13 protein-coding genes, 2 tRNA genes and 2 rRNA genes are annotated in these 21743 nt (G+C 37.2%); 4 read left to right on the plus strand and 13 right to left on the minus strand.

What is annotated here, in order from left to right; translation table 11 throughout:
- Positions 1 to 120 precede the first annotated feature (120 nt).
- The 4 genes from OZP08_RS17810 to OZP08_RS17825 all read right to left on the minus strand — a co-directional run bounded on the left by OZP08_RS17810 (position 121) and on the right by OZP08_RS17825 (position 5088).
- Positions 121 to 3004, minus strand: a 23S ribosomal RNA gene (locus tag OZP08_RS17810).
- A gap of 142 nt (positions 3005 to 3146) precedes the next feature.
- Positions 3147 to 3220, minus strand: a tRNA-Ala gene (locus OZP08_RS17815).
- 150 nt (positions 3221 to 3370) lie between these two features.
- Positions 3371 to 3444: transfer RNA gene (locus OZP08_RS17820), tRNA-Ile, on the minus strand.
- A 130-nt stretch (positions 3445 to 3574) separates the two neighbouring features.
- Positions 3575 to 5088: ribosomal RNA gene (locus OZP08_RS17825) — 16S ribosomal RNA — on the minus strand.
- Together the 16S and 23S rRNA genes with 2 tRNA genes alongside form the textbook arrangement of a ribosomal RNA operon.
- A gap of 1028 nt (positions 5089 to 6116) precedes the next feature.
- Between OZP08_RS17825 and thrS the strand changes: the two genes are divergently transcribed.
- From thrS to rplT, 4 genes are all read left to right on the plus strand, one after another.
- On the plus strand, positions 6117 to 8063 hold the full coding sequence (gene thrS, locus OZP08_RS17830; RefSeq protein WP_281322490.1) for a threonine--tRNA ligase: 1947 nt from the start codon (positions 6117 to 6119) through the stop codon (positions 8061 to 8063).
- Between the two features lie 76 nt (positions 8064 to 8139).
- Positions 8140 to 8637, plus strand: a complete 498-nt coding sequence (infC, locus tag OZP08_RS17835) for a translation initiation factor IF-3 (RefSeq protein WP_281323615.1) — start codon at positions 8140 to 8142, stop codon at positions 8635 to 8637.
- 99 nt (positions 8638 to 8736) lie between these two features.
- A complete protein-coding gene (gene rpmI, locus OZP08_RS17840; RefSeq protein ID WP_007810722.1) occupies positions 8737 to 8934 on the plus strand; it encodes a 50S ribosomal protein L35 in 198 nt (65 codons plus the stop codon).
- Positions 8935 to 9107: 173 nt separating this feature from the next.
- The gene (gene rplT / locus OZP08_RS17845; protein WP_194643070.1) at positions 9108 to 9452 is read left to right on the plus strand and encodes a 50S ribosomal protein L20; all 345 of its coding nucleotides are present in this window, start codon (positions 9108 to 9110) and stop codon (positions 9450 to 9452) included.
- A gap of 116 nt (positions 9453 to 9568) precedes the next feature.
- Here rplT and OZP08_RS17850 read toward each other — a convergent pair whose 3' ends face one another.
- The 9 genes from OZP08_RS17850 to OZP08_RS17890 form a co-directional block, all read right to left on the minus strand.
- Complete coding sequence (locus tag OZP08_RS17850) at positions 9569 to 10618, minus strand: hypothetical protein (protein WP_281322491.1); 1050 nt, start codon at positions 10616 to 10618, stop codon at positions 9569 to 9571.
- Positions 10619 to 10670: 52 nt separating this feature from the next.
- Positions 10671 to 12203, minus strand: a complete 1533-nt coding sequence (locus OZP08_RS17855; protein WP_268847432.1) for a sulfatase family protein — start codon at positions 12201 to 12203, stop codon at positions 10671 to 10673.
- 109 nt (positions 12204 to 12312) lie between these two features.
- Complete coding sequence (locus tag OZP08_RS17860; RefSeq protein WP_268847433.1) at positions 12313 to 12576, minus strand: hypothetical protein; 264 nt, start codon at positions 12574 to 12576, stop codon at positions 12313 to 12315.
- A gap of 172 nt (positions 12577 to 12748) precedes the next feature.
- On the minus strand, positions 12749 to 13942 hold the full coding sequence (locus OZP08_RS17865) for a porin (protein WP_268847434.1): 1194 nt from the start codon (positions 13940 to 13942) through the stop codon (positions 12749 to 12751).
- Between the two features lie 19 nt (positions 13943 to 13961).
- Positions 13962 to 15302, minus strand: coding sequence for an anaerobic C4-dicarboxylate transporter family protein (locus tag OZP08_RS17870; protein ID WP_268847435.1), 1341 nt, complete (start codon positions 15300 to 15302; stop codon positions 13962 to 13964).
- Positions 15303 to 15388: 86 nt separating this feature from the next.
- The gene (locus OZP08_RS17875; protein ID WP_281322492.1) at positions 15389 to 16447 is read right to left on the minus strand and encodes a type II asparaginase; all 1059 of its coding nucleotides are present in this window, start codon (positions 16445 to 16447) and stop codon (positions 15389 to 15391) included.
- 53 nt (positions 16448 to 16500) lie between these two features.
- Positions 16501 to 17910: an aspartate ammonia-lyase gene (gene aspA / locus OZP08_RS17880; RefSeq protein ID WP_268847436.1), complete on the minus strand. Its 1410-nt coding sequence runs from the start codon at positions 17908 to 17910 to the stop codon at positions 16501 to 16503.
- A gap of 61 nt (positions 17911 to 17971) precedes the next feature.
- Positions 17972 to 19651, minus strand: a complete 1680-nt coding sequence (aspT, locus tag OZP08_RS17885; RefSeq protein ID WP_268847437.1) for an aspartate-alanine antiporter — start codon at positions 19649 to 19651, stop codon at positions 17972 to 17974.
- A 317-nt stretch (positions 19652 to 19968) separates the two neighbouring features.
- Positions 19969 to 21585, minus strand: coding sequence for an NAD-dependent malic enzyme (locus OZP08_RS17890; protein WP_268847438.1), 1617 nt, complete (start codon positions 21583 to 21585; stop codon positions 19969 to 19971).
- Positions 21586 to 21743: the final 158 nt, after the last annotated feature.

The following is a 21743-nucleotide window of genomic DNA, read 5'->3' on the forward strand; positions in this document are numbered from 1 at the left end:
GCAATGGGTATTCCGACGTATTCGGAACAACATTACACAATATCTTAACATACTGAGATAAAGAACATAAAAAGCACTTTAGAAAGTTCTCTCCCGAGTCCTGAGACTCGGGAAAAGGATGTACATAAGCTTACGGGTTATTAGTACTACTCGACTATGACATTACTGCCTTTACATCTATAGCCTATCAACGTGGTCATCTTCCACGACCCTTAAAAGAAATCTCATCTTGTGGTGGGTTTCGCGCTTATATGCTTTCAGCGCTTATCCCTTCCAAACGTAGCTACTCTGCGGTGCCCCTGGCGGGACAACAGATACACTAGAGGTTTGTCCAATTCGGTCCTCTCGTACTAGAATCAGATCCACTCAAATTTCTAACGCCCACAGTAGATAGAGACCGAACTGTCTCACGACGTTCTGAACCCAGCTCGCGTGCCACTTTAATGGGCGAACAGCCCAACCCTTGGGACCTTCTCCAGCCCCAGGATGTGACGAGCCGACATCGAGGTGCCAAACCCCCCCGTCGATATGAGCTCTTGGGGGAGATCAGCCTGTTATCCCCGGCGTACCTTTTATCCTTTGAGCGATGGCCCTTCCATGCGGAACCACCGGATCACTATGCTCTACTTTCGTACCTGATCGACCTGTATGTCTCTCAGTCAAGCTCCCTTATGCCATTGCACTCTACGCACGGTTACCAAGCGTACTGAGGGAACCTTTAGAAGCCTCCGTTACTCTTTTGGAGGCGACCACCCCAGTCAAACTACCCACCAAGCAATGTCCCCCACAATATGGGGTTAGGCCTCAGATAAACAAAGGGTTGTATTTCAACAATGACTCCACAACGCCTGGCGACGCCACTTCAAAGTCTCCAACCTATCCTACACATCATTTATCCAAGGTCAATACTAAGCTATAGTAAAGGTGCACAGGGTCTTTTCGTCCCACTGCGGGTAAACGGCATCTTCACCGTTACTACAATTTCACCGAGCTCATGGCTGAGACAGTGTCCAGATCGTTACACCATTCGTGCAGGTCGGAACTTACCCGACAAGGAATTTCGCTACCTTAGGACCGTTATAGTTACGGCCGCCGTTTACTGGGGCTTCAATTCAATGCTTCTCCGAAGATAACATCTCCTCTTAACCTTCCAGCACCGGGCAGGTGTCAGGCCCTATACTTCATCTTACGATTTTGCAGAGCCCTGTGTTTTTGATAAACAGTCGCCTGGACCTCTTCACTGCGGCCCCGATTACTCGGGGCGACCCTTCTCCCGAAGTTACGGGTCTATTTTGCCTAATTCCTTAGCCATGAATCTCTCGAGCACCTTAGGATTCTCTCCTCGACTACCTGTGTCGGTTTACGGTACGGGTACTTATTACCTGAAGTTTAGAGGTTTTTCTTGGAAGCCCTTAGGCGCACTATCTCTTTGTCCGAAGACTCCGAGTACTATCGTATTTCCCCAAGCCGCGTGGATTTGCCTGCGCAGCTTATAGGTAGGTACTTCAACGAACTATTCCGTCAGTTCGCGGCGCTTTCATCACTCCGTCACCCCATCACAGTAATAACTAGTACGGGAATATTAACCCGTTGGCCATCGACTGTCCCTTTCGGGTTCGCCTTAGGTCCCGACTAACCCACAGCTGATTAGCATAGCTGTGGAAACCTTAGTCTTTCGGTGTGCGGGTTTCTCGCCCGCATTATCGTTACTTATGCCTACATTTTCTTTTCTAACCAGTCCAGCATACCTTACGATACACCTTCAACCCTGTTAGAATGCTCCCCTACCACTTACAGTAAACTGTAAATCCATAGCTTCGGTAATATGTTTATGCCCGATTATTATCCATGCTCGTCCGCTCGACTAGTGAGCTGTTACGCACTCTTTAAATGAATGGCTGCTTCCAAGCCAACATCCTAGCTGTCTGGGCAGACAAACCTCGTTCTTTCAACTTAACATATATTTGGGGACCTTAGCTGATGGTCTGGGTTCTTTCCCTCTCGGACTTGGACCTTAGCACCCAAGCCCTCACTGCACGGAAACATTATATAGCATTCGGAGTTTGTCAGGAATTGGTAGGCGGTGAAGCCCCCGCATCCAATCAGTAGCTCTACCTCTATATAACTTTACGCCGTGCGCTGCACCTAAATGCATTTCGGGGAGTACGAGCTATTTCCGAGTTTGATTGGCCTTTCACCCCTACCCACAGGTCATCCGAAGACTTTTCAACGTCAACCGGTTCGGTCCTCCACTGTGTGTTACCACAGCTTCAACCTGCCCATGGGTAGATCACACGGTTTCGCGTCTAACACTACTGACTAAAGCGCCCTATTCAGACTCGCTTTCGCTACGGATCCATGGCTTAACCACTTATCCTTGCCAGCAACGTTAACTCGTAGGCTCATTATGCAAAAGGCACGCCGTCACCCAACGAATGGGCTCCGACCGCTTGTAAGCGTATGGTTTCAGGATCTATTTCACTCCGTTATTCACGGTTCTTTTCACCTTTCCCTCACGGTACTGGTTCACTATCGGTCTCTCAGGAGTATTTAGCCTTAGCGGATGGTCCCGCCAAATTCAGACAGGGTTTCACGTGCCCCGCCCTACTCAGGATACCACTATCCTTTACACTCATTACCCATACGGGACTATCACCCTCTTTGGTTCTACTTTCCAGTAGATTCCGGTTCTTTGTGCAAGAAATATCGTGGTCCTACAACCCCAACATTGCCGTAACAACATTGGTTTGGGCTAATCCGCGTTCGCTCGCCACTACTTACGGAATCACTTTTGTTTTCTTCTCCTCCGCCTACTTAGATGTTTCAGTTCAGCGGGTTTGCCCACCTATCGGTGTACTATGTCTTCAACATAGTGGGTTGCCCCATTCGGGTATCTACGGATCGAATCGTGTGTGCCGATCCCCGTAGCTTTTCGCAGCTTATCACGCCCTTCATCGCCTCTGAGAGCCTAGGCATCCCCCATACGCCCTTATTTTGCTTATTGTACCAATCATAAAATCAATTATGACCGTTTTGTTTCGTTTTACTTAAATAAATCAAGTAAAACTGCTTTCTACTTTTTATTATTTCTTATCTCAATATGTCAATGAACTTTATTGGCTTTTAGCCATAAGCTTTCGCTCTTGTGGAGAATAACGGAGTCGAACCGTTGACCTCCTGCGTGCAAGGCAGGCGCTCTAGCCAGCTGAGCTAATCCCCCAATTTTAGTTATGAGTTATTAGTTATGAGTTATGAATCACAGCTCATAAGGTCTCAACCCTAGAATTTCCTTTTATTAAGTATTTTTCAGTTTTTTTTTTAAATCTTAAATCTAAAATCTTCATTCTTAAATCTAAAATCTCAAATTTTGTAGTCCCGGGCAGACTCGAACTGCCGACCCCTACATTATCAGTGTAGTACTCTAACCAGCTGAGCTACGAGACTCTGTTTTTACTTAATTCTTATTCTTTTTTTTTAAATTAACAGCAAGAGTAATAAAACGTCCACATTCGTTCCCAAATAGTCCTTTTCGTCTTCTTTCTCCAGCGTGCTTGCGCTAACACTGAAGCTCTAGAAAGGAGGTGTTCCAGCCGCACCTTCCGGTACGGCTACCTTGTTACGACTTAGCCCTAGTTACCAGTTTTACCCTAGGCAGCTCCTTGCGGTCACCGACTTCAGGCACCCCCAGCTTCCATGGCTTGACGGGCGGTGTGTACAAGGCCCGGGAACGTATTCACCGGATCATGGCTGATATCCGATTACTAGCGATTCCAGCTTCACGGAGTCGAGTTGCAGACTCCGATCCGAACTGTGACCGGTTTTATAGATTCGCTCCCCCTCGCGAGGTGGCTGCTCTCTGTACCGGCCATTGTAGCACGTGTGTAGCCCAAGGCGTAAGGGCCGTGATGATTTGACGTCATCCCCACCTTCCTCACAGTTTGCACTGGCAGTCTCGTTAGAGTTCCCGACATGACTCGCTGGCAACTAACAACAGGGGTTGCGCTCGTTATAGGACTTAACCTGACACCTCACGGCACGAGCTGACGACAACCATGCAGCACCTTGTAAATTGTCTTGCGAAAGATCTGTTTCCAAATCGGTCAATCTACATTTAAGCCTTGGTAAGGTTCCTCGCGTATCATCGAATTAAACCACATGCTCCACCGCTTGTGCGGGCCCCCGTCAATTCCTTTGAGTTTCATTCTTGCGAACGTACTCCCCAGGTGGGATACTTATCACTTTCGCTTAGCCACTGAACTTGCGCCCAACAGCTAGTATCCATCGTTTACGGCGTGGACTACCAGGGTATCTAATCCTGTTCGCTACCCACGCTTTCGTCCATCAGCGTCAATCCATTAGTAGTAACCTGCCTTCGCAATTGGTATTCCATGTAATCTCTAAGCATTTCACCGCTACACTACATATTCTAGTTACTTCCTAATAATTCAAGTCTAGCAGTATCAATGGCCGTTCCACCGTTGAGCGATGGGCTTTCACCACTGACTTACTAAACCGCCTACGGACCCTTTAAACCCAATGATTCCGGATAACGCTTGGATCCTCCGTATTACCGCGGCTGCTGGCACGGAGTTAGCCGATCCTTATTCTTACAGTACCGTCAAGCTCCTACACGTAGGAGTGTTTCTTCCTGTACAAAAGCAGTTTACAATCCATAGGACCGTCATCCTGCACGCGGCATGGCTGGATCAGGCTTGCGCCCATTGTCCAATATTCCTCACTGCTGCCTCCCGTAGGAGTCTGGTCCGTGTCTCAGTACCAGTGTGGGGGATCTCCCTCTCAGGACCCCTACCCATCGTAGCCTTGGTAAGCCGTTACCTTACCAACTAGCTAATGGGACGCATGCTCATCTTTCACCGTTGTGACTTTAATTAAAAATCGATGCCGATCTTTAATACTATGAGGTATTAATCCAAATTTCTCTGGGCTATCCCTCTGTGAAAGGTAGATTGCATACGCGTTACGCACCCGTGCGCCGGTCTCTTGGTCCGAAAACCAATACCCCTCGACTTGCATGTGTTAAGCCTGCCGCTAGCGTTCATCCTGAGCCAGGATCAAACTCTTCATCGTATATTGTTTGAGATTTAAATCTCTTTATTTATTTGACTGAAGGTCTAGTGGTTTTATTCAAATCTTTCGATTCTATTACTCTTATTTCTTTTGTCTCGATTAATCGAGACGGCTGTCAATTCAATATGTCTAGGAACGTATCTTAATTCTTTCTAAGATTCACAACTCAGTGTGAGTCCGTGTTTCGCGCTTTTCGTTGTTTCTCAAAGCGGGTGCAAAACTAGCAATTCTTTTTTTAACCGGCAAGAAAAATTTGAAGTTTTTTTTAGAAATTTTTTATCTCTTTTCTTCTCTTTCTCTATCCAGTCTCTCAAAGAACGTTGCGCATTTTGCGGGGTGCAAAAGTAAACATCATTTTTAATTCTCGCAAGCTTTTTGAAATCTTTTTTGAATTTTTTTTTCAATCCCAATTTCATCTCTCTTGCCAGTCTATCTATGAACGTCTGCGTTGTTGCGGGTGCAAAAGTAGACCTTTTATTCACTTAAACAATACTTTTTCTAACCTTTTTTTAACCTTATCCTAAAGTTTTTTCCAACGCTTTGGTTTTGTGTCGTTTGCAACACGTCTTTTTTTGCGTTTCTTTCGGTTTGACTCTCGTTATAGGATAGATTTAGGCGTTTTTCACCTTTTTATAAGGTTAATTGCGGTTGTTCACTTTCAAATTAGACGTAGGCGAAACGATTCTCATATACCAAAACACCTATTTAGCCAAACTCTCCCTTTCAAACCCTCTCTCCTATATATAATATGTGTTTTATACACTCCTATTATACTAACACACCTTATATATAGGAGTAGCTCCTTATTAAGTACCCATGCCCTAGCCCCGATAGCAGTGGAAATCCTTGTTGGACGGCGTTCGGACAACAAGATTGAAACGTAGAGCGGGATAAAGCTTCTAATTATTTGAACTAATCTCTTGCAACAGACAACAATTGATTTTACATATATATAGAACAAACCTTATATATCTATTGTATGTGTTTTACCAATACTTTATATTTGCAATCTTAAAATATAAAAAACAATGATTAAGATTACTTTACCCGACGGGTCAGTTAGAGAGTTTGCTCCAGGAGTAACTCCGATGGATGTTGCAAAAAGCATCAGTGAAGGATTTGCCAGAAATGTTATTTCAGCTTCTTTTAATGGTACAACTATTGAAACATCGACTGAATTGACGACCGACGGTAGTCTTATATTATATACTTGGAATGATACTGATGGTAAGAAAGCTTTTTGGCATTCGACTTCACACGTTATGGCGCAAGTTCTTGAAGAAATGTATCCTGGAATAAAATTAACTCTAGGACCTGCTATTTCTAATGGTTTCTACTATGATGTTGATTTTGAAGATCAAAAAATAACCGAAGCTGACTTTAAAAAAATCGAAGACCGCGTTCTTGAAATTTCCAAAGGAAAACATGAATTTAAAATGCGTCCTGTTTCTAAAGCAGAAGCATTGGAAATATACAAAGACAATGTTTACAAAACTGAATTAATATCTAATCTTGAAGATGGCACTATCACGTTTTGTGATCACTCTACTTTTACCGACTTATGTCGTGGAGGTCATATTCCTAATACAGGAATCATCAAAGCAATGAAAGTGATGAGTGTTGCTGGCGCATATTGGAGAGGTGATGAAAAAAACAAGCAGTTAACTCGTGTTTACGGAACTTCATTCCCAAAACAAAAAGATTTAACGGAATACCTAGAATTACTTGAAGAAGCAAAACGTCGCGACCACAGAAAACTAGGAAAAGAGTTAGAATTGTTTGCTTTTTCTCAAAAGGTAGGTCAAGGTTTGCCTTTATGGTTACCAAAAGGAGCTGCTTTGAGAGATCGTCTAGAACAATTCTTGAAAAAAGCTCAGAAAAAAGCAGGTTACGAGCAAGTTGCCACTCCTCATATAGGTCAAAAAGAATTATATGTAACTTCTGGTCACTATGCTAAATACGGAGCTGATAGTTTTCAACCTATCAACACTCCTGCTGAAGGTGAAGAGTTTTTATTAAAACCTATGAATTGCCCTCATCACTGCGAAATCTATAATGTAAGACCTTGGTCTTACAAAGATTTACCAAAACGTTATGCTGAATTTGGAACTGTTTACAGATACGAGCAAAGTGGTGAATTACATGGTTTGACTCGTGTTCGTGGATTTACTCAGGACGATGCCCATATTTTTTGTACTCCGGAACAATTGGACGAAGAGTTTAAAAAAGTTATTGACTTAGTACTTTATGTATTTGGTTCATTAGGTTTTGAAAACTTTACTGCTCAAATTTCATTAAGAGATCAAGAAAACAGAGACAAATACATAGGCTCTGATGAAAACTGGGAAAAAGCAGAAAATGCAATTATCAATGCCGCTGCCGACAAAGGTTTAAATACTGTTGTTGAATACGGAGAAGCTGCTTTTTACGGCCCTAAATTGGATTTCATGGTTAAGGATGCTTTAGGAAGACAATGGCAATTAGGAACAATTCAGGTAGATTACAATTTACCGGAACGTTTTGAATTGACTTACAAAGGATCTGATAATGAATTACATAGACCTGTAATGATTCACAGAGCTCCATTTGGATCTATGGAACGTTTTATAGCTATTTTACTAGAACATACAGCAGGAAATTTCCCACTTTGGCTAATGCCTGAGCAGGCAATTATACTGTCTTTGAGTGAGAAATATGAAAATTATGCTAAAAAAGTTTTAAATCTGCTAGAAAATCACGAAATTCGCGCCCTAATTGATAACCGAAGTGAAACTATAGGGAAGAAAATTAGAGATGCAGAAATGCAGAAAATCCCGTTTATGCTGATTGTAGGTGAGGAAGAAGAAAAGAACGGAACTATTTCTATTCGTCGTCACGGACAAGAAGGTAAAGGTAATATCACCGTTACAATAGAAGAATTTGCTTCGATTGTTGACGAAGAAATCAAAAAAACATTAAAAGTATTTACAGTTTAACTTAAATTATAAAGTCATAGCAATAAGAAGTAACAGAGGTTTTCAACCTCGCGTAGAAAAAAAGGATGCACACAGAATAAATAATTTTATTCGCGGTGTACAAGAAGTAAGACTTGTTGGGGAAAACATAGAGCCTGGAGTTTTTAAACTTGCAGATGCTTTAAGATTAGCTGACCAATTTGAATTGGATTTAGTTGAGATTTCACCAAACGCAGAGCCACCGGTTTGTAAAATCATGGATTACAAGAAATTTGTTTACGAACAAAAGAAACGTGATAAGGCTCTAAAAGCGAAATCTACTCAAGTAGTAGTAAAAGAAATACGTTTTGGTCCTCAAACTGATGAGCATGATTATGAGTTTAAAAGAAAGAATGCTGAAAAATTCTTAAAAGAAGGAGCTAAATTAAAAGCTTTTGTATTCTTTAAAGGACGTTCTATTATCTACAAAGATCAAGGGCAAATCTTATTATTAAGATTAGCAACTGACTTAGAAGAATATGGTAAAGTAGAAGCTATGCCTATTCTTGAAGGAAAGAGAATGATTATGTTTATTGCTCCGAAAAAGAAAAAATAGTTAATAGGCAAAAGCCAAAAGGCAAAAGTTGAAAAGCTAATGGCTAATGACTAATCACTCAAAATAAGTAAGTAATATAAATTAAAACACTAGGAAAAAATGCCTAAAATGAAAACCAAATCTAGCGCCAAGAAACGTTTTAAAGTTACTGGTTCTGGAAAGATTAAAAGAAAGCATGCTTTTAAAAGTCACATCTTGACTAAAAAATCTAAAAAACGTAAATTAGCTTTGACTCACTCAGCGCTAGTTCACTCAACAGATATGAAAAGCATCAAACAACAATTAAGAATTATCTAATAAAAGCCATTAGTGAAAAGCCATTAGCCACTAGTTTTATAACTTATGACTATTGCCTAATCACTGTTGTCTTGATAATCTTTAGGTTAAAACAAATTTAATAACCTTGGAGTATGGCTATTAAGCTCCTTTGATTCAATTCAGGACGCCTGCTACAAAAAAACAATAAAATTATGCCAAGATCGGTAAATTCAGTTGCTAAAAGAGCAAGAAGAAAAAAAATAATGAAGCAAGCCAAAGGTTTCTTTGGTAGACGTAAAAACGTTTGGACAGTTGCTAAGAACGCGGTAGAGAAAGCAATGTGCTACGCTTACCGTGATAGAAAAGCGAACAAAAGAAATTTCCGTGCATTATGGATTCAACGTATCAACGCTGGAGCTAGATTGGAAGGAATGTCTTATTCTCAATTCATGGGGAAAGTAAAAGCTAACGGAATCGAATTGAACCGTAAAGTTCTTGCAGATTTAGCAATGAATCACCCAGAAGCTTTCAAAGCAGTACTTAATAAAGTAAAATAAACGTTTTATAAACTCAATTTAGAATTACTTACTTATATAAAAAAACCCAATCTTACGATTGGGTTTTTTGTTTCTAACAATTTTTAAAAAATTAAAAAACTGTTGTCCTAAATTAGCTATTTATCGACTTCTACTTTTGCAGTAAACGAAGAAATTGCTGTTGAACCAGTATCACTTTTGGCTACATAAATCCCCAATACGTTATTTCTGTACACGGTGTTAGCACTTGTGAGGCTCGAGTTAGGAAAATCAATATCAATCCAATTTGCTTCTCCAAATGATCCATCAGAGTTTCTTTTTACAGAAACAAACGAAGCACCTCCCCCTTCTCCATTAGCACTAATCCAATCAGCTGGCATATTATATCCATTATCTTGTGAAATGGTAATTCCTTCAAAATGGGTAACTATAGACAAAATAGTTTCATTATTGTAACTAAACGATTTTAAATTACTGATACTTTTTGTTTTTGAATCATAATCAGCTAAGAACGCTTGACTTAGTTTTCCTAGTTTATGACTCGAATACCCCCCTGCTAATGTATAACTATTACCTCCATTATGCCAAATACCATATAATGTATTGGTTATTGAATCTGGCAATATAAAATCTGTGAATTCTTTAGTCGCAACATCATATATAAAAGCGTATCCGTTTTTATCGTTTTCAACATCGTAATTACCAACTGCTAAACCACCCATTGTACTATGAACAAAAACGTTATTTGTATTTCCTCCATTAGGAGATACCTGCGTCCAAGTTCCAGAGCCGTCTATAGGCCCTTCATAATAAAATCCAAGATTTCCACTTACTGCTTTACTTGTGGATGTCGATGAGGATGTAGATGTTTTATAGGAACCAACTATTTGAACGGTACCATTTGGTCCATTATTGGGTCCATAACATGAGGTATTGGTAACTGTTTCTGTTCCCACATTTGGGAAATTAACAACATACCATTCTCCTTTATTCCCATTCCCCAATAGTGGCCCTTTATAAATTAATCCTTGCATAACTTCATTCTGTCCTAATAGACTACCTGAAATATATACATTCTCTGATTCTGAAACACCTCTTATTCCTTGAATAGTTGTTTCGCCTGTAGCAGGATTATTGAAATCCTGGTAATTTATGGTATTAACTTCCTGATCTATATTTTGTGACATAGTGTAATGTTTTTTATGACGTCAATAATTTTCAAATTTCCTCTTGAATATTCTAACTAAATTCCACAGGACTAAGTACATCCGTAGGAGCATTTACCCATAGTTTTTCTACTTCAAGTTCATGCAATTGTCGTTCTAAATCTCTCCTTATTTCGCTGTATTCTGGATCATAGGCAAGATTGTTAACTTCTAATGGATCATTTATCAAATCATACAGTTCATACTGTTTGAAAAAAGCAGTTGCTGCATCAAAATAATAATCGAATTTCCATTTTTCTGTTCTGATACAACGAATACGATTAGCTGCTCTTATAATATTCCAATTGCTGTTTGATCCCGCCTTAATATCGTCATATGTAAATAATATACTATCCTGAACTGGTGTACCATCTTCCATTATAGGTACCAAACTTGTACCAGCAAGTCCTGTAGGTGGGTTTGATACATTTGCAATATCTATGAATGTTGGCATAATATCTACCAATGTCGCTAATGCATCGGATTTCTTTATACCGTGGTCTTTAAATAAAATAGGGTTTGAAATCACTAGCGGTATTCTTAATGCTTCTTCATAAGCTACAAAAGTTTTTTGACGCAATCCTCCATGAGCAAGTCCCATTTCACCATGATCAGATGTAAAAGTTACAATTGCAGAATCTGCCAATCTTTTTCCATTCTCATCTTCTTTGTATAATTCTTTGATAAAATAACCTAGTTCCTTATCAACATGACTCAATAAATAGCCATAGAAATTAATATAATTCAGTTTCTCTTCTGGAGTCACTATTGCTCCTAAACTAAATGCCATATTAATTAATATTTGCTCTTGTGCCATAGGTTTTTTGTTTTCAAGCAAGTTTTCACCTACTGTTGCAGGAAGCCCTATTTCTCTACCTGACCAACTATCTGGATGATATCCTGAAGTTCCAGCCGTATTTGGATAAGCTAAGACATCGTGCGGGTTTACCAATGAAAGAATAAGACAATAAGGCTGATGATTCCCTTTGGCTCTTCTTGCCTTTACTTCTTTCAAGTATTGTATTGCTTCTGCAGTGTATCTTGCATCATGGTTAGCATATCCTCCACCAAAATTCAGCGGATTAACATCTTCTCCTGCATCCGGAGCTACCCATCCCATTGCACCAAATAAAGAAATATCTGCTGCAGTTAAATCTGCATAATTAGTTTTGGTTCCATTAGGAGCTACTCCCTTACTCATATGCCATTTACCTCTATACTGTACATCATATCCATCTGCCCAAAGCGTATTCATTATATTCGGCAACGCATTATTGAGCGTTGGTTCTTGCGGTGATAAAAGTCCTCCTTCGGTTAAAGTTTGACTAACCCCGTGCTTAGCTGGGTATACTCCTGTAAATAGAGTTGTGCGGCTTGGAGAACACATACAGGTATTACAAAACGCTCTATCAAAACTGAATCCGTTCTTTTTAAGAAACGTAAGTGTAGGAAGATTTTTTTCTTCCCATCCCGGAGGAAAATGTTGTGTGGCGCGTTGCTCATCTGTAATAATAAGAATCATGTCTGGCTGATCGCCAATTTGCTTTAGTTTTTGTTTAAAATTCATTGCTGTTGTTTTAAAATTATTAAATAAAAAAATCTATATGTTACAGTTTGTTTATATCATTTATGAATTTGAAATAATCTAAAAACCAGTTACTTTTTTTGAAATATTTTCAAAAAGTTAAACAAGCATCTTCTTGTAATTCTATTTGTTCCTCCTCTTTGAATAAAGAGTAGAGCAATATGGGATAGCTATCAAAATTATAATTTGGTACTATCTCGACCTTTTCAGATGTTGCAACAAAATTCTCTAAAGGGAAAGGTATAGTTTGAAAACTAAATGTAGAAGTGAACACCTGTGTAATTCCGGCAAATGCAATGTCTATACAATCATTGCACAATGGAATTTCTTCTGTAAATTCTTTTTGATGGTCCATAATTCTTAGTTTAACAGATCTAATAAAATAACAACAATTAAACCATCTTAACTAACGTATAAATACCTGTTTTACAGATAATAAGACACTTATTTTTAAATAAAATTAAATTCTAATACACATAAAAAAACCCAATCTTTCGATTGGGTTTCTGATTTATTATACCAGTTAATTATAAAACCAACAGTGGTGCAATGAATCCAAAGCCTAAAAGACCAGTGGTATAATCTTTGGCACCAAAAGCATTTTCAGCATAGTTTGTATAATCATACTTTCTTGCTGTATAAGCTACATAAAATTTTATATTCATGTCCTTAAATGGCATATATTGAATCGTTGGAATAAGTCCATAACTTGTAGATAATTTTGAACTTCCATTTGGATCCGGATTATCTTTCCATGAATGATTACTATTCATTACCGTTAAAAGTAAATTAATTTTAGGAGCAACCAAATATTCTGCTCTTACCCAGTTTTCTACATAAAGAGCATCTTGTGCAGCATATGGGTATTGGCTACTAATTATACTTGATACAATTCCTAAACGATCAAGACCTTCATCACTGTATTGAAAATCATAATACAATACGAAATTTTTAGCCTTGAACTTATTACCCAATGCAAAATAATTCATATGAGCTCCTTTGGCCTCATTAAAGAAACTATAACTATACGTGGTTTCAAATTTTCCATCAAAAAAACTACCTCTCCAATTAGCTACCAATGCCAAAGGATATTCTGAAGGTACAATGTTTGGTGGAGCTGAAGCTCCATATTGTTCTTCATACGTTTTGGTTCTTGAATTTAAGGCTTGAAAAGAAAATGAATTTTTTCCATCAGCCAAAGTATGCGATATTCCAGCCCCTACCAAAAAGTTATCCGCATTCTCTATCACATCATTATACGTTAGGATGTCAATTGGATTAAAATCAAACTCATATCCTCCCCAATCAGCACATAGTTTCCCAAAAGAAAAATTGGTCCTAGGCGACAAATCAATTCTCAAAAAAGCCAAATCGACTGCTCTACTGATGTTATCCAAATTCCCAGGAACAGGTTCTCTGGTATATCTATTACGGAATCTAAAATAAACTTTATCATGAATTTTTCCTTTTAATTCAAATCGAAGTTGATTTACATTAAAATCAGAAAGCGTATGACTACCATCCAAAAAATTACTATTATAAGCCATTCGCGAATTAAAAATCACGTCTACATCTCTTAACAAAGATTGTTTTGATACCGGTATTAACGATTTTAAGGAATCTGGGAAAACAAAACCTCCTTCGTTAGTTTGTTTCTCCACTTGACCAAAAGAAAAAACTGGTAAAAAACCAATTACTAAATAAATAAAATATTTTCTCATAACTCTCTAATTTAAAGGTTTATAATAAAAATGACCCTAATAAAAACCCGATAGCAATTGCTACTGCTATAGCAACAACACCAGGTGTAATAAAACTATGGTTGATTACAAATTTTCCAATTTTAGTACTTCCTGTTCTATCAAAGTTAATTGCCGCCAATAATGTTGGGTAGCCCGGCAAAACAAAATCACTGTTTACGGCTGGAAAAATGGCAATTAAAGCTGATGAAGGAAGTCCCAAAGCAATCCCTAACGGCATCATTGTTTTGGTAGTGGCGGCTTGGCTAAACATCAAAACCCCCATAATAAAAACGGCAATGGCAAAAGTCCAAGGATAAGCATTTACAATACCACCTAAGGCTTCTTGTATTGTACTATTGTTAGCATGCATGAAAGTCGAACTCATCCAGACAACTCCAAAAACAGATACTACAGCTGATGCCATAGAAGTAAATAAACTGGCTTTAGTAACCTCAGCCGTGCTTGTTTTGGTAATTAGCATCATTGCGGCTGAAGATGTAAGTGTAACAACACTAATTATTGTAACCATAGATAAAGAACCATCTGCACCTACGGCAAGCGATTTAGCACCTGGCTCAAAACTTGGAACGATGCTTGGAAAAGCGCCTGCTATTACAATCAATACAATTGCAAAAGCAAATATCATTACAGAAGTTTTAGCTCCAGGTTTTAAAAGTGCTTCTTCACCTTCGGCATCTGTATGCATACTATTTGCAAATTCTAAATCTTTCATTTTTTCAATGAAAATAGGATCATCATTTAGTTCAATCCCTTTTTTGAAAACAGCAAAACAACCAACTAGTACTCCAATAATACAAGCAGGAATACAAATCATCATGATATCTACTAATGCTCCCGGATACCCCAATATTACCACCAAAGCAGCTGTTGCAGCACTCATAGGGCTTCCGGTTAAAGCTAAATGTGATGCTATAACCGAAATACTTAAGGGGCGTTCAGGACGAATTCTTTTCTTAGCGGATACTTCCGAAATAATGGGCAATAAAGAATAAACTATATGTGCTGTCCCCGCAAATAAACACAAAAAGTATACTGTAAATGGTGCTATAAATGTGATATTGGAGGGGTTACTTCTAATAATTTTTTCGGCTAAACTCACAAGATAGTCTAATCCTCCACAGGCTTGTAATGTGGCTGCTGTTGTTACAATGGCCATAATAATTAACATTACATCAAGAGGCGGATCTGTTGGTTTCATTTTGAAAACAAAAAGAAAAACAAACAAACCAACCATTCCCATGACTCCTAATCCAATTCCTTTCATTTGTGAACCGATGAGAATCATTGTAATAAGAACAGCAAATTCAATCCAAATCATATATAGACTTTTTTTAAGGTTATCACTATTTAATTTAAAGTTTAAAAAGGGAATCTTAACAAATGAAAGATTCCCTTTTCAAACAATTAATATTCAAAGAAATTTTGTTGAATTTTTGACCTATCAGAAGTTTCCGTTAAAGACAACATCAATAATACTCTAGACTTTTGCGGATTTAAATCATCAGAAACCACAAAACCAAGTTCTGCATCTTTTACTTCATTCTCCAAAGTAATTCTTCCAGATCCCGCTCTTCCAGAACGACATACCAAGATTCCTTTTTTAGAAGCTTCTGCTAATGCCTTCCCTACTGGCTCTCCAAAATTACCATTCCCCATTCCCGCATAAACAATTCCTTTTACACCAGAATTTATTATACCTGTCACAGATACCGGACTTGCATCTGCATATCCGTAAACAATTTCTACCTGAGGCAATGAAGTTAATTTTGTAACATCAAACTTTTTAGAAGGATTTCTTAATGATTGATAGTAATAATTTACTTTACCATCATATATCAAACCTATTGGTCCAAAATTACGAGACTGAAAAGTTTCTAAATTTGTAGTGCTCGTTTTAGTCACATCTCTTGCATCATAAATCTTTTCATCCATAGCAACAATTACTCCCTTTCCTTGACTTTTAGGATTTGCTGCCACCATTACGGCATCTAATAAATTTCTATTCCCGTCTTGACTCATAGCTGTAGAAGGACGCATAGCTCCCACTAAAACTACCGGTTTATCAGACATTACGGTTAAATCCAAGAAATAAGCCGTTTCTTCCTGTGTATCAGTTCCATGAGTAACAACTATAGCGTCAGCTTCATTGTTTTTGAAAATTTCATTTATTCTTTTTGATAATTTTAGCCAAGTAGCAACATTCATGTCCTGACTACCTATTTGTGCAATTTGCTCACCAGATATTTTTCCATAATCATGGATTTGTGGTACTGCGTTTAATAAATCATCAATAGGCACTTTTCCTGCTGTATAAGCCGCTTTTGTTGAAGAAGCTCCCGATCCGGCGATGGTTCCTCCAGTTGCCAAAATAATTATTCTTGGAGATGTTTTAGTCGATTGGCCTTGAGCCTGAGCTTGAAATGCAAAAACAGACATCATTACTAGTATAATAATTCTTCTCATGATTTTTTTGTTTAGTTAATATATAAAACTCTTCGGAACCTTAAATACAATATTTAAGAAGTAATAAATTTTGGATTAATTAAATTTTCTATTGAATAAATCTCTTCCCATTTATCTTGAGAAATTAATTTACGTTCTACAACTACAATTTGATGTACGCTTTTACCTGTTTTTAAGGCCTCTCCTGCTATACTAGCACTTTCTTCATATCCTAAAATTGGGTTCAATTGTGTTACAATCCCAATACTATTCATCACCATATCGTAGCAATGTTTCTCATTTGCTGTAATGCCATTGATACATTTATCTATTAATGTTTCTAATGCATTTGACAAATAATCTAAAGAAGTAAACATTGCAAAAGCTATTACTGGTTCCATAACATTCAATTGCAATTGACCAGCTTCTGCCGCCATAGTAACTGTTAAATCTTGACCAATAACATAAAAACAAGTTTGGTTTACTACCTCTGGAATAACTGGGTTTACTTTTCCTGGCATGATAGAAGAACCAGGCTGACGTGCCGGTAAGTTAATTTCATTTAAACCTGTTCTTGGTCCTGAACTAAGTAATCTTAAATCGTTGCAAATTTTAGAGATCTTAACTGCAGTTCTTTTTAACGTACCCATTATTTGTACATAAGCACCTGTATCTACGGTTGCTTCAATTAAATCTGGTGATAATGTTAAAGGAATACCAATTTCATCAGCCAAATATTTTACACAAATTTCTGGGTATCCTTCTGGAGCATTTACTTTGGTTCCAATTGCGGTGGCCCCCATATTTATTTCTAAAAGTAAGCTTTGGGCATCTTTTATTCTTCTTACATCCTCTCCTATTGTAGTTGCATAGGCGTGAAATTCTTGCCCTAAAGTCATCGGAACCGCATCTTGTAATTGAGTACGCCCCATTTTTAAGACCTTACTAAATTCTTCTCCTTTGGCTGTAAATGCAATTTCTAATTTTTCTACAGTTTTAATAAAATGATCCATCTTTAAATATAAAGCAATTCTAAATGCTGATGGATAAGCATCATTTGTAGATTGAGAACAATTAACATGATTATTAGGGTGCAAAAAGTTGTATTCTCCTTTTTTATGCCCTAAATATTCTAAACCAATATTTGCAATTACTTCATTGGCATTCATATTAACAGATGTTCCCGCTCCTCCTTGTATTAAATCACTAACAAATTCCTTATCAAAGTTACCTGCAATGAGCTGATCACTTCCGTAACAAATTGCTTCAGCAATTTTTGCATCTATTGCGCCACAATCTTTGTTTGCCATTGCTGCAGCTTTTTTCACATAGCCCAAAGCCTTTATAAACAAGGGTTCTTTTGAAATAGGAATCCCTGTAATATTGAAATTCTCTACAGCTCTAAAAGTTTGTATTCCATAATACAAATGATCTGGAATATCTAATTCTCCTAAAAAATCGTGTTCTTTTCTTGTTGATCCCATAATAAACTTAGATTGTTTGATTGTTTTTATTCTATTTTAAATTTGACTTATTATTTTTTGATTAGCTCATCAAAGAAACTATAATTGGTCCCCAAGCCGTTAAAAGTATATTCCCAAGAGCATACGGAATTGTATATCCCAATACAGGGAATTTACTGGCTGATGCGTCTTGAACTGCTTTTAGTCCTATAGTTGATGTTCCTGCACCTGTTTGAGCGCCCAATAAAATTATTGGATTCATTTTAAGGACATATTTTCCAAAAAATAGTCCTATAATATGCGGGGCTATGGCAACGACTAAACCTGCCAAAATGATACTAAACCCCATTTCTTTAAGTCCTGATATAAAAGTTGGACCAGCTGCAAGACCTACGAGTCCTATGAAAGTGGCCAACCCTACATTATCAAAAATCCATAATGCTGCCTCTGGAATACTACCGAATATAGGGGTTCTTGAATGCAACCATCCAAAAATCAATCCCATTACCAATGCACCTCCACTGGTAGTCAAAGTAATTGATATCCCAAAAACAGTAACCGAAAGTAGCCCAAATAGTCCTCCTAATACAATCCCTAAACCTAAAAAAACTATGTCCGTGGCTGAACTAAGTCTATCTAAATATCCTATTTCTTTGGCTGCTTTCTCCATTAAAACCATTTTACCCGTAACTTTCAAAACATCACCTCGCAACAAAACGGTATTCAAATTAAAAGGGATTTCATGATACTCTCTGGTAATCTTATCCAACATTAAACCATTTCCAAAATGATTTCTCAATTGACCTATTGTTTTTCCTGCAATCTCTTTATTTGTTATCGTAATATCCATATGAGCTAATGGGAATTTCAATAACTCTTCATCTAAAACTTCTGGGCCTATGATTGAAAGACTATTTAAAATAATACCGTGCTGAGCCATAATTACCAATATGTCATCCTTATGGATTATAGTTTCGGGTGATGGCTCTATTAATTTTTCATTATGCCGCATTCTTTGAATGGCTAATCTTAAATCTTTGTTGTTGCTTTCAAATTCTGCGATAGTCATTCCTATCCATTTCTCATTCGTAATTTGATAGGCTCTGATTATCCATCTTTGATAAGCTGATTGTATACCCGGTTCGTGTTCGGTTTCCCCGGTTAGTGTTTTACTTAATTTTTCGCTTTCATCCACTAAATTTATTCCCAATAATTTTGGAGCTATTGTGGTTAGAAAGAAAACAAGGGAAGTAGCACCTATAAGATAGGTTACTGAATAAGCAACTGGTATATTATTTATTAATCGTGCTTTTTCAATTTCAGACATTGGAAGCTTATTTATGGCTTCTGAAGCTGTACCAATAAGTGTAGATTCTGAAAAAGACCCTGCCAAAAGTCCAGCAGAAGTACCAACATCGTAACCCAATAATTTAGAAATTCCAAAAGATATTAATAAACAAGAAACACAAATAACTACCGTTAACATCAATTGCGGGAATGCATTTTTCTTGAGTCCTTGAAAAAATTGAGGTCCTACTTTATAGCCTGTAGCGAAAAGAAAAAAATCAAAGAAAATAACTTTTACTATAGAAGGAACTTCAATATCCATTTGACCTATTAGAACTCCTGCAAACAAGGTTCCTAAAACAACTCCTATTTTAAAAGTACCTATTTTGATATGACCTAATGCAAAACCAAATGCTAGTACCAAAAAAACGGCCAATTCAGGATGTTCTCGTAATATCTTTATAAAAATTACCATAGCAATTGAATTTAAAATAAATTAAAGCGAACAACTAATTTTTTCAATAATCCAAAACAGAGAAATCTTAATTAACACTAAATTTAACACTAAATATTTTAACATTTTATAAAAAAATCATTTTTTTTCAATACTCAACCCAAACATATAGCACTGTTATCTAACACATTAAAAACAAATTCTTAATATTTAATGAGATAATCTTGTTAATTTTTAATTTCTTAATAAATTGGTTTTAATAGGAACTCTATATATTAAAATACAAAAACACTGATTTTAATTAACGAATTTATAAATGATCCAAGAATATTTTTTTATCATTTATACTCCGGAACATACATTTTGCTTTTTATAAAATCACTGATATTTTCAGGTCTTTCTATACTAGCCAGTCCGCTGTTAAAAATTTCCTCGGCTACCTTAATCGCAACTGCAATAGACACTTTCAAAATATCATTTACACTAGGATAAATCAATCCTTTTTCAAAATCATCTTGAGTTACTTGTTCGGCTACTGCCTCAGCTGCAGTCAATAGCATATCGTCTGTAACTCTTTTTGCTTCTGTCGCGAAAATTGCCAAACCCAAAGCCGGAAAAATAAAAACATTGTTCCCCTGTCCAGGCGTAAATGTTTTCCCTTCATATTGAACTGGGGCAAATGGACTACCACTGGCAAAAATTGCCTTGCCTTTACTCCATGTATACGCTTGCTCTGCCGTACATTCTGAATGTGACGTTGGATTAGAGTACGGAAAAATAATAGGTCGCTCATTTACAGCACTCATATTCTCGATAACCTGTTGATTAAAAGCGCCTCCCACAGTACTTACTCCAACAATAGCTGTAGGTTTAATTTTTAGTATCACATCTGCAAAATTATCTGATGGCTCACTATCATGCGCAAATCGCAATTGATGCTCAGCTAAATCATTTCTGCTATTCACCAATAAGCCGTTCACATCAAACATCCAAATTTGACTTAAAGCTTCCTGTTTTGTCAAGCCATCTCGTATAAATTTTTCGACCAACATATCAGCAATACCAAAAGCTGCTGCACCTGCACCTAAAAATAAAAACCGTTGCTCTTTAAACGATTTTTTCATCAAACGACTTATAGAAATAAAACCAGCAGTAGCTATAGCAGCCGTTCCTTGTATATCATCATTAAAAGTACTTACTTTATTTCTGTAGGTATTCAAAATACGGATAGCATCTACTCCTGGAAAATCCTCCCATTGAATGCATATTTTTGGAAAAACTTCATTCATTGCAATAACAAAAGCTTCTACAAAATCATCAAATTCTTTTCCTCGAATTCTTTTGCATTTTAAACCTGGGTAAAGTGGATCATTTAGAAACTCTTCATTATTGGTACCTACATCCAAAACTATAGGTAATGTATATTCTGGCGGAACTCCCCCGCAACTTGTATATAAAACTAATTTTCCTATAGGAATTCCTAATCCAAAAATACCTAAATCCCCCAATCCTAAAATACGGCCACCATCTGTCACAACAGTGAATCGTACATCTTTTTCGGACCAATTTCTCAAAATATCTTTTATATGGTCTTTTTGATCTATAGATATATATAAACCTCTTGGCCTTCTGGACACTTGTCCAAATTTCTGACAAGCCTCACCTACAGTTGGTGTATAAACCAAGGGCAAAAATTTAGCTGGTTCACTGGTAATCGTTTTGAAAAACAGAGTTTCATTGTTTTCCAATAACTGCATAAGATATATGTACTTGTTTATTGGCTTTGTAAAATTTTCCAGTTGTTCTGTAATTCTACAAATCTGCGTTTCAATAGTCTCAACCGCATTTGGCAACATCCCCAATAATCCATATTTTTCTCTTTCCTCTTGAGTAAAAGCCGTTCCTTTATTAAGACGTGGATTACGCAAAATCGAATAACCAGTATTTTCATCCATTGTGAATATGCTTTAAAATTAATATTCATTTATATTTTGTCTGGAACTTTTATTTATTTCTTTTCCAAACGAATAAATCTAATTATTTCTTGAGCTTAGTGGTAAGCGGATTTTAAAACAGGTACTATTTAAAAGATTAAAACTAGTATTAGTTTCAA

The organism is Flavobacterium aestivum, from assembly GCF_026870175.2.
Classification (GTDB): domain Bacteria; phylum Bacteroidota; class Bacteroidia; order Flavobacteriales; family Flavobacteriaceae; genus Flavobacterium; species Flavobacterium aestivum.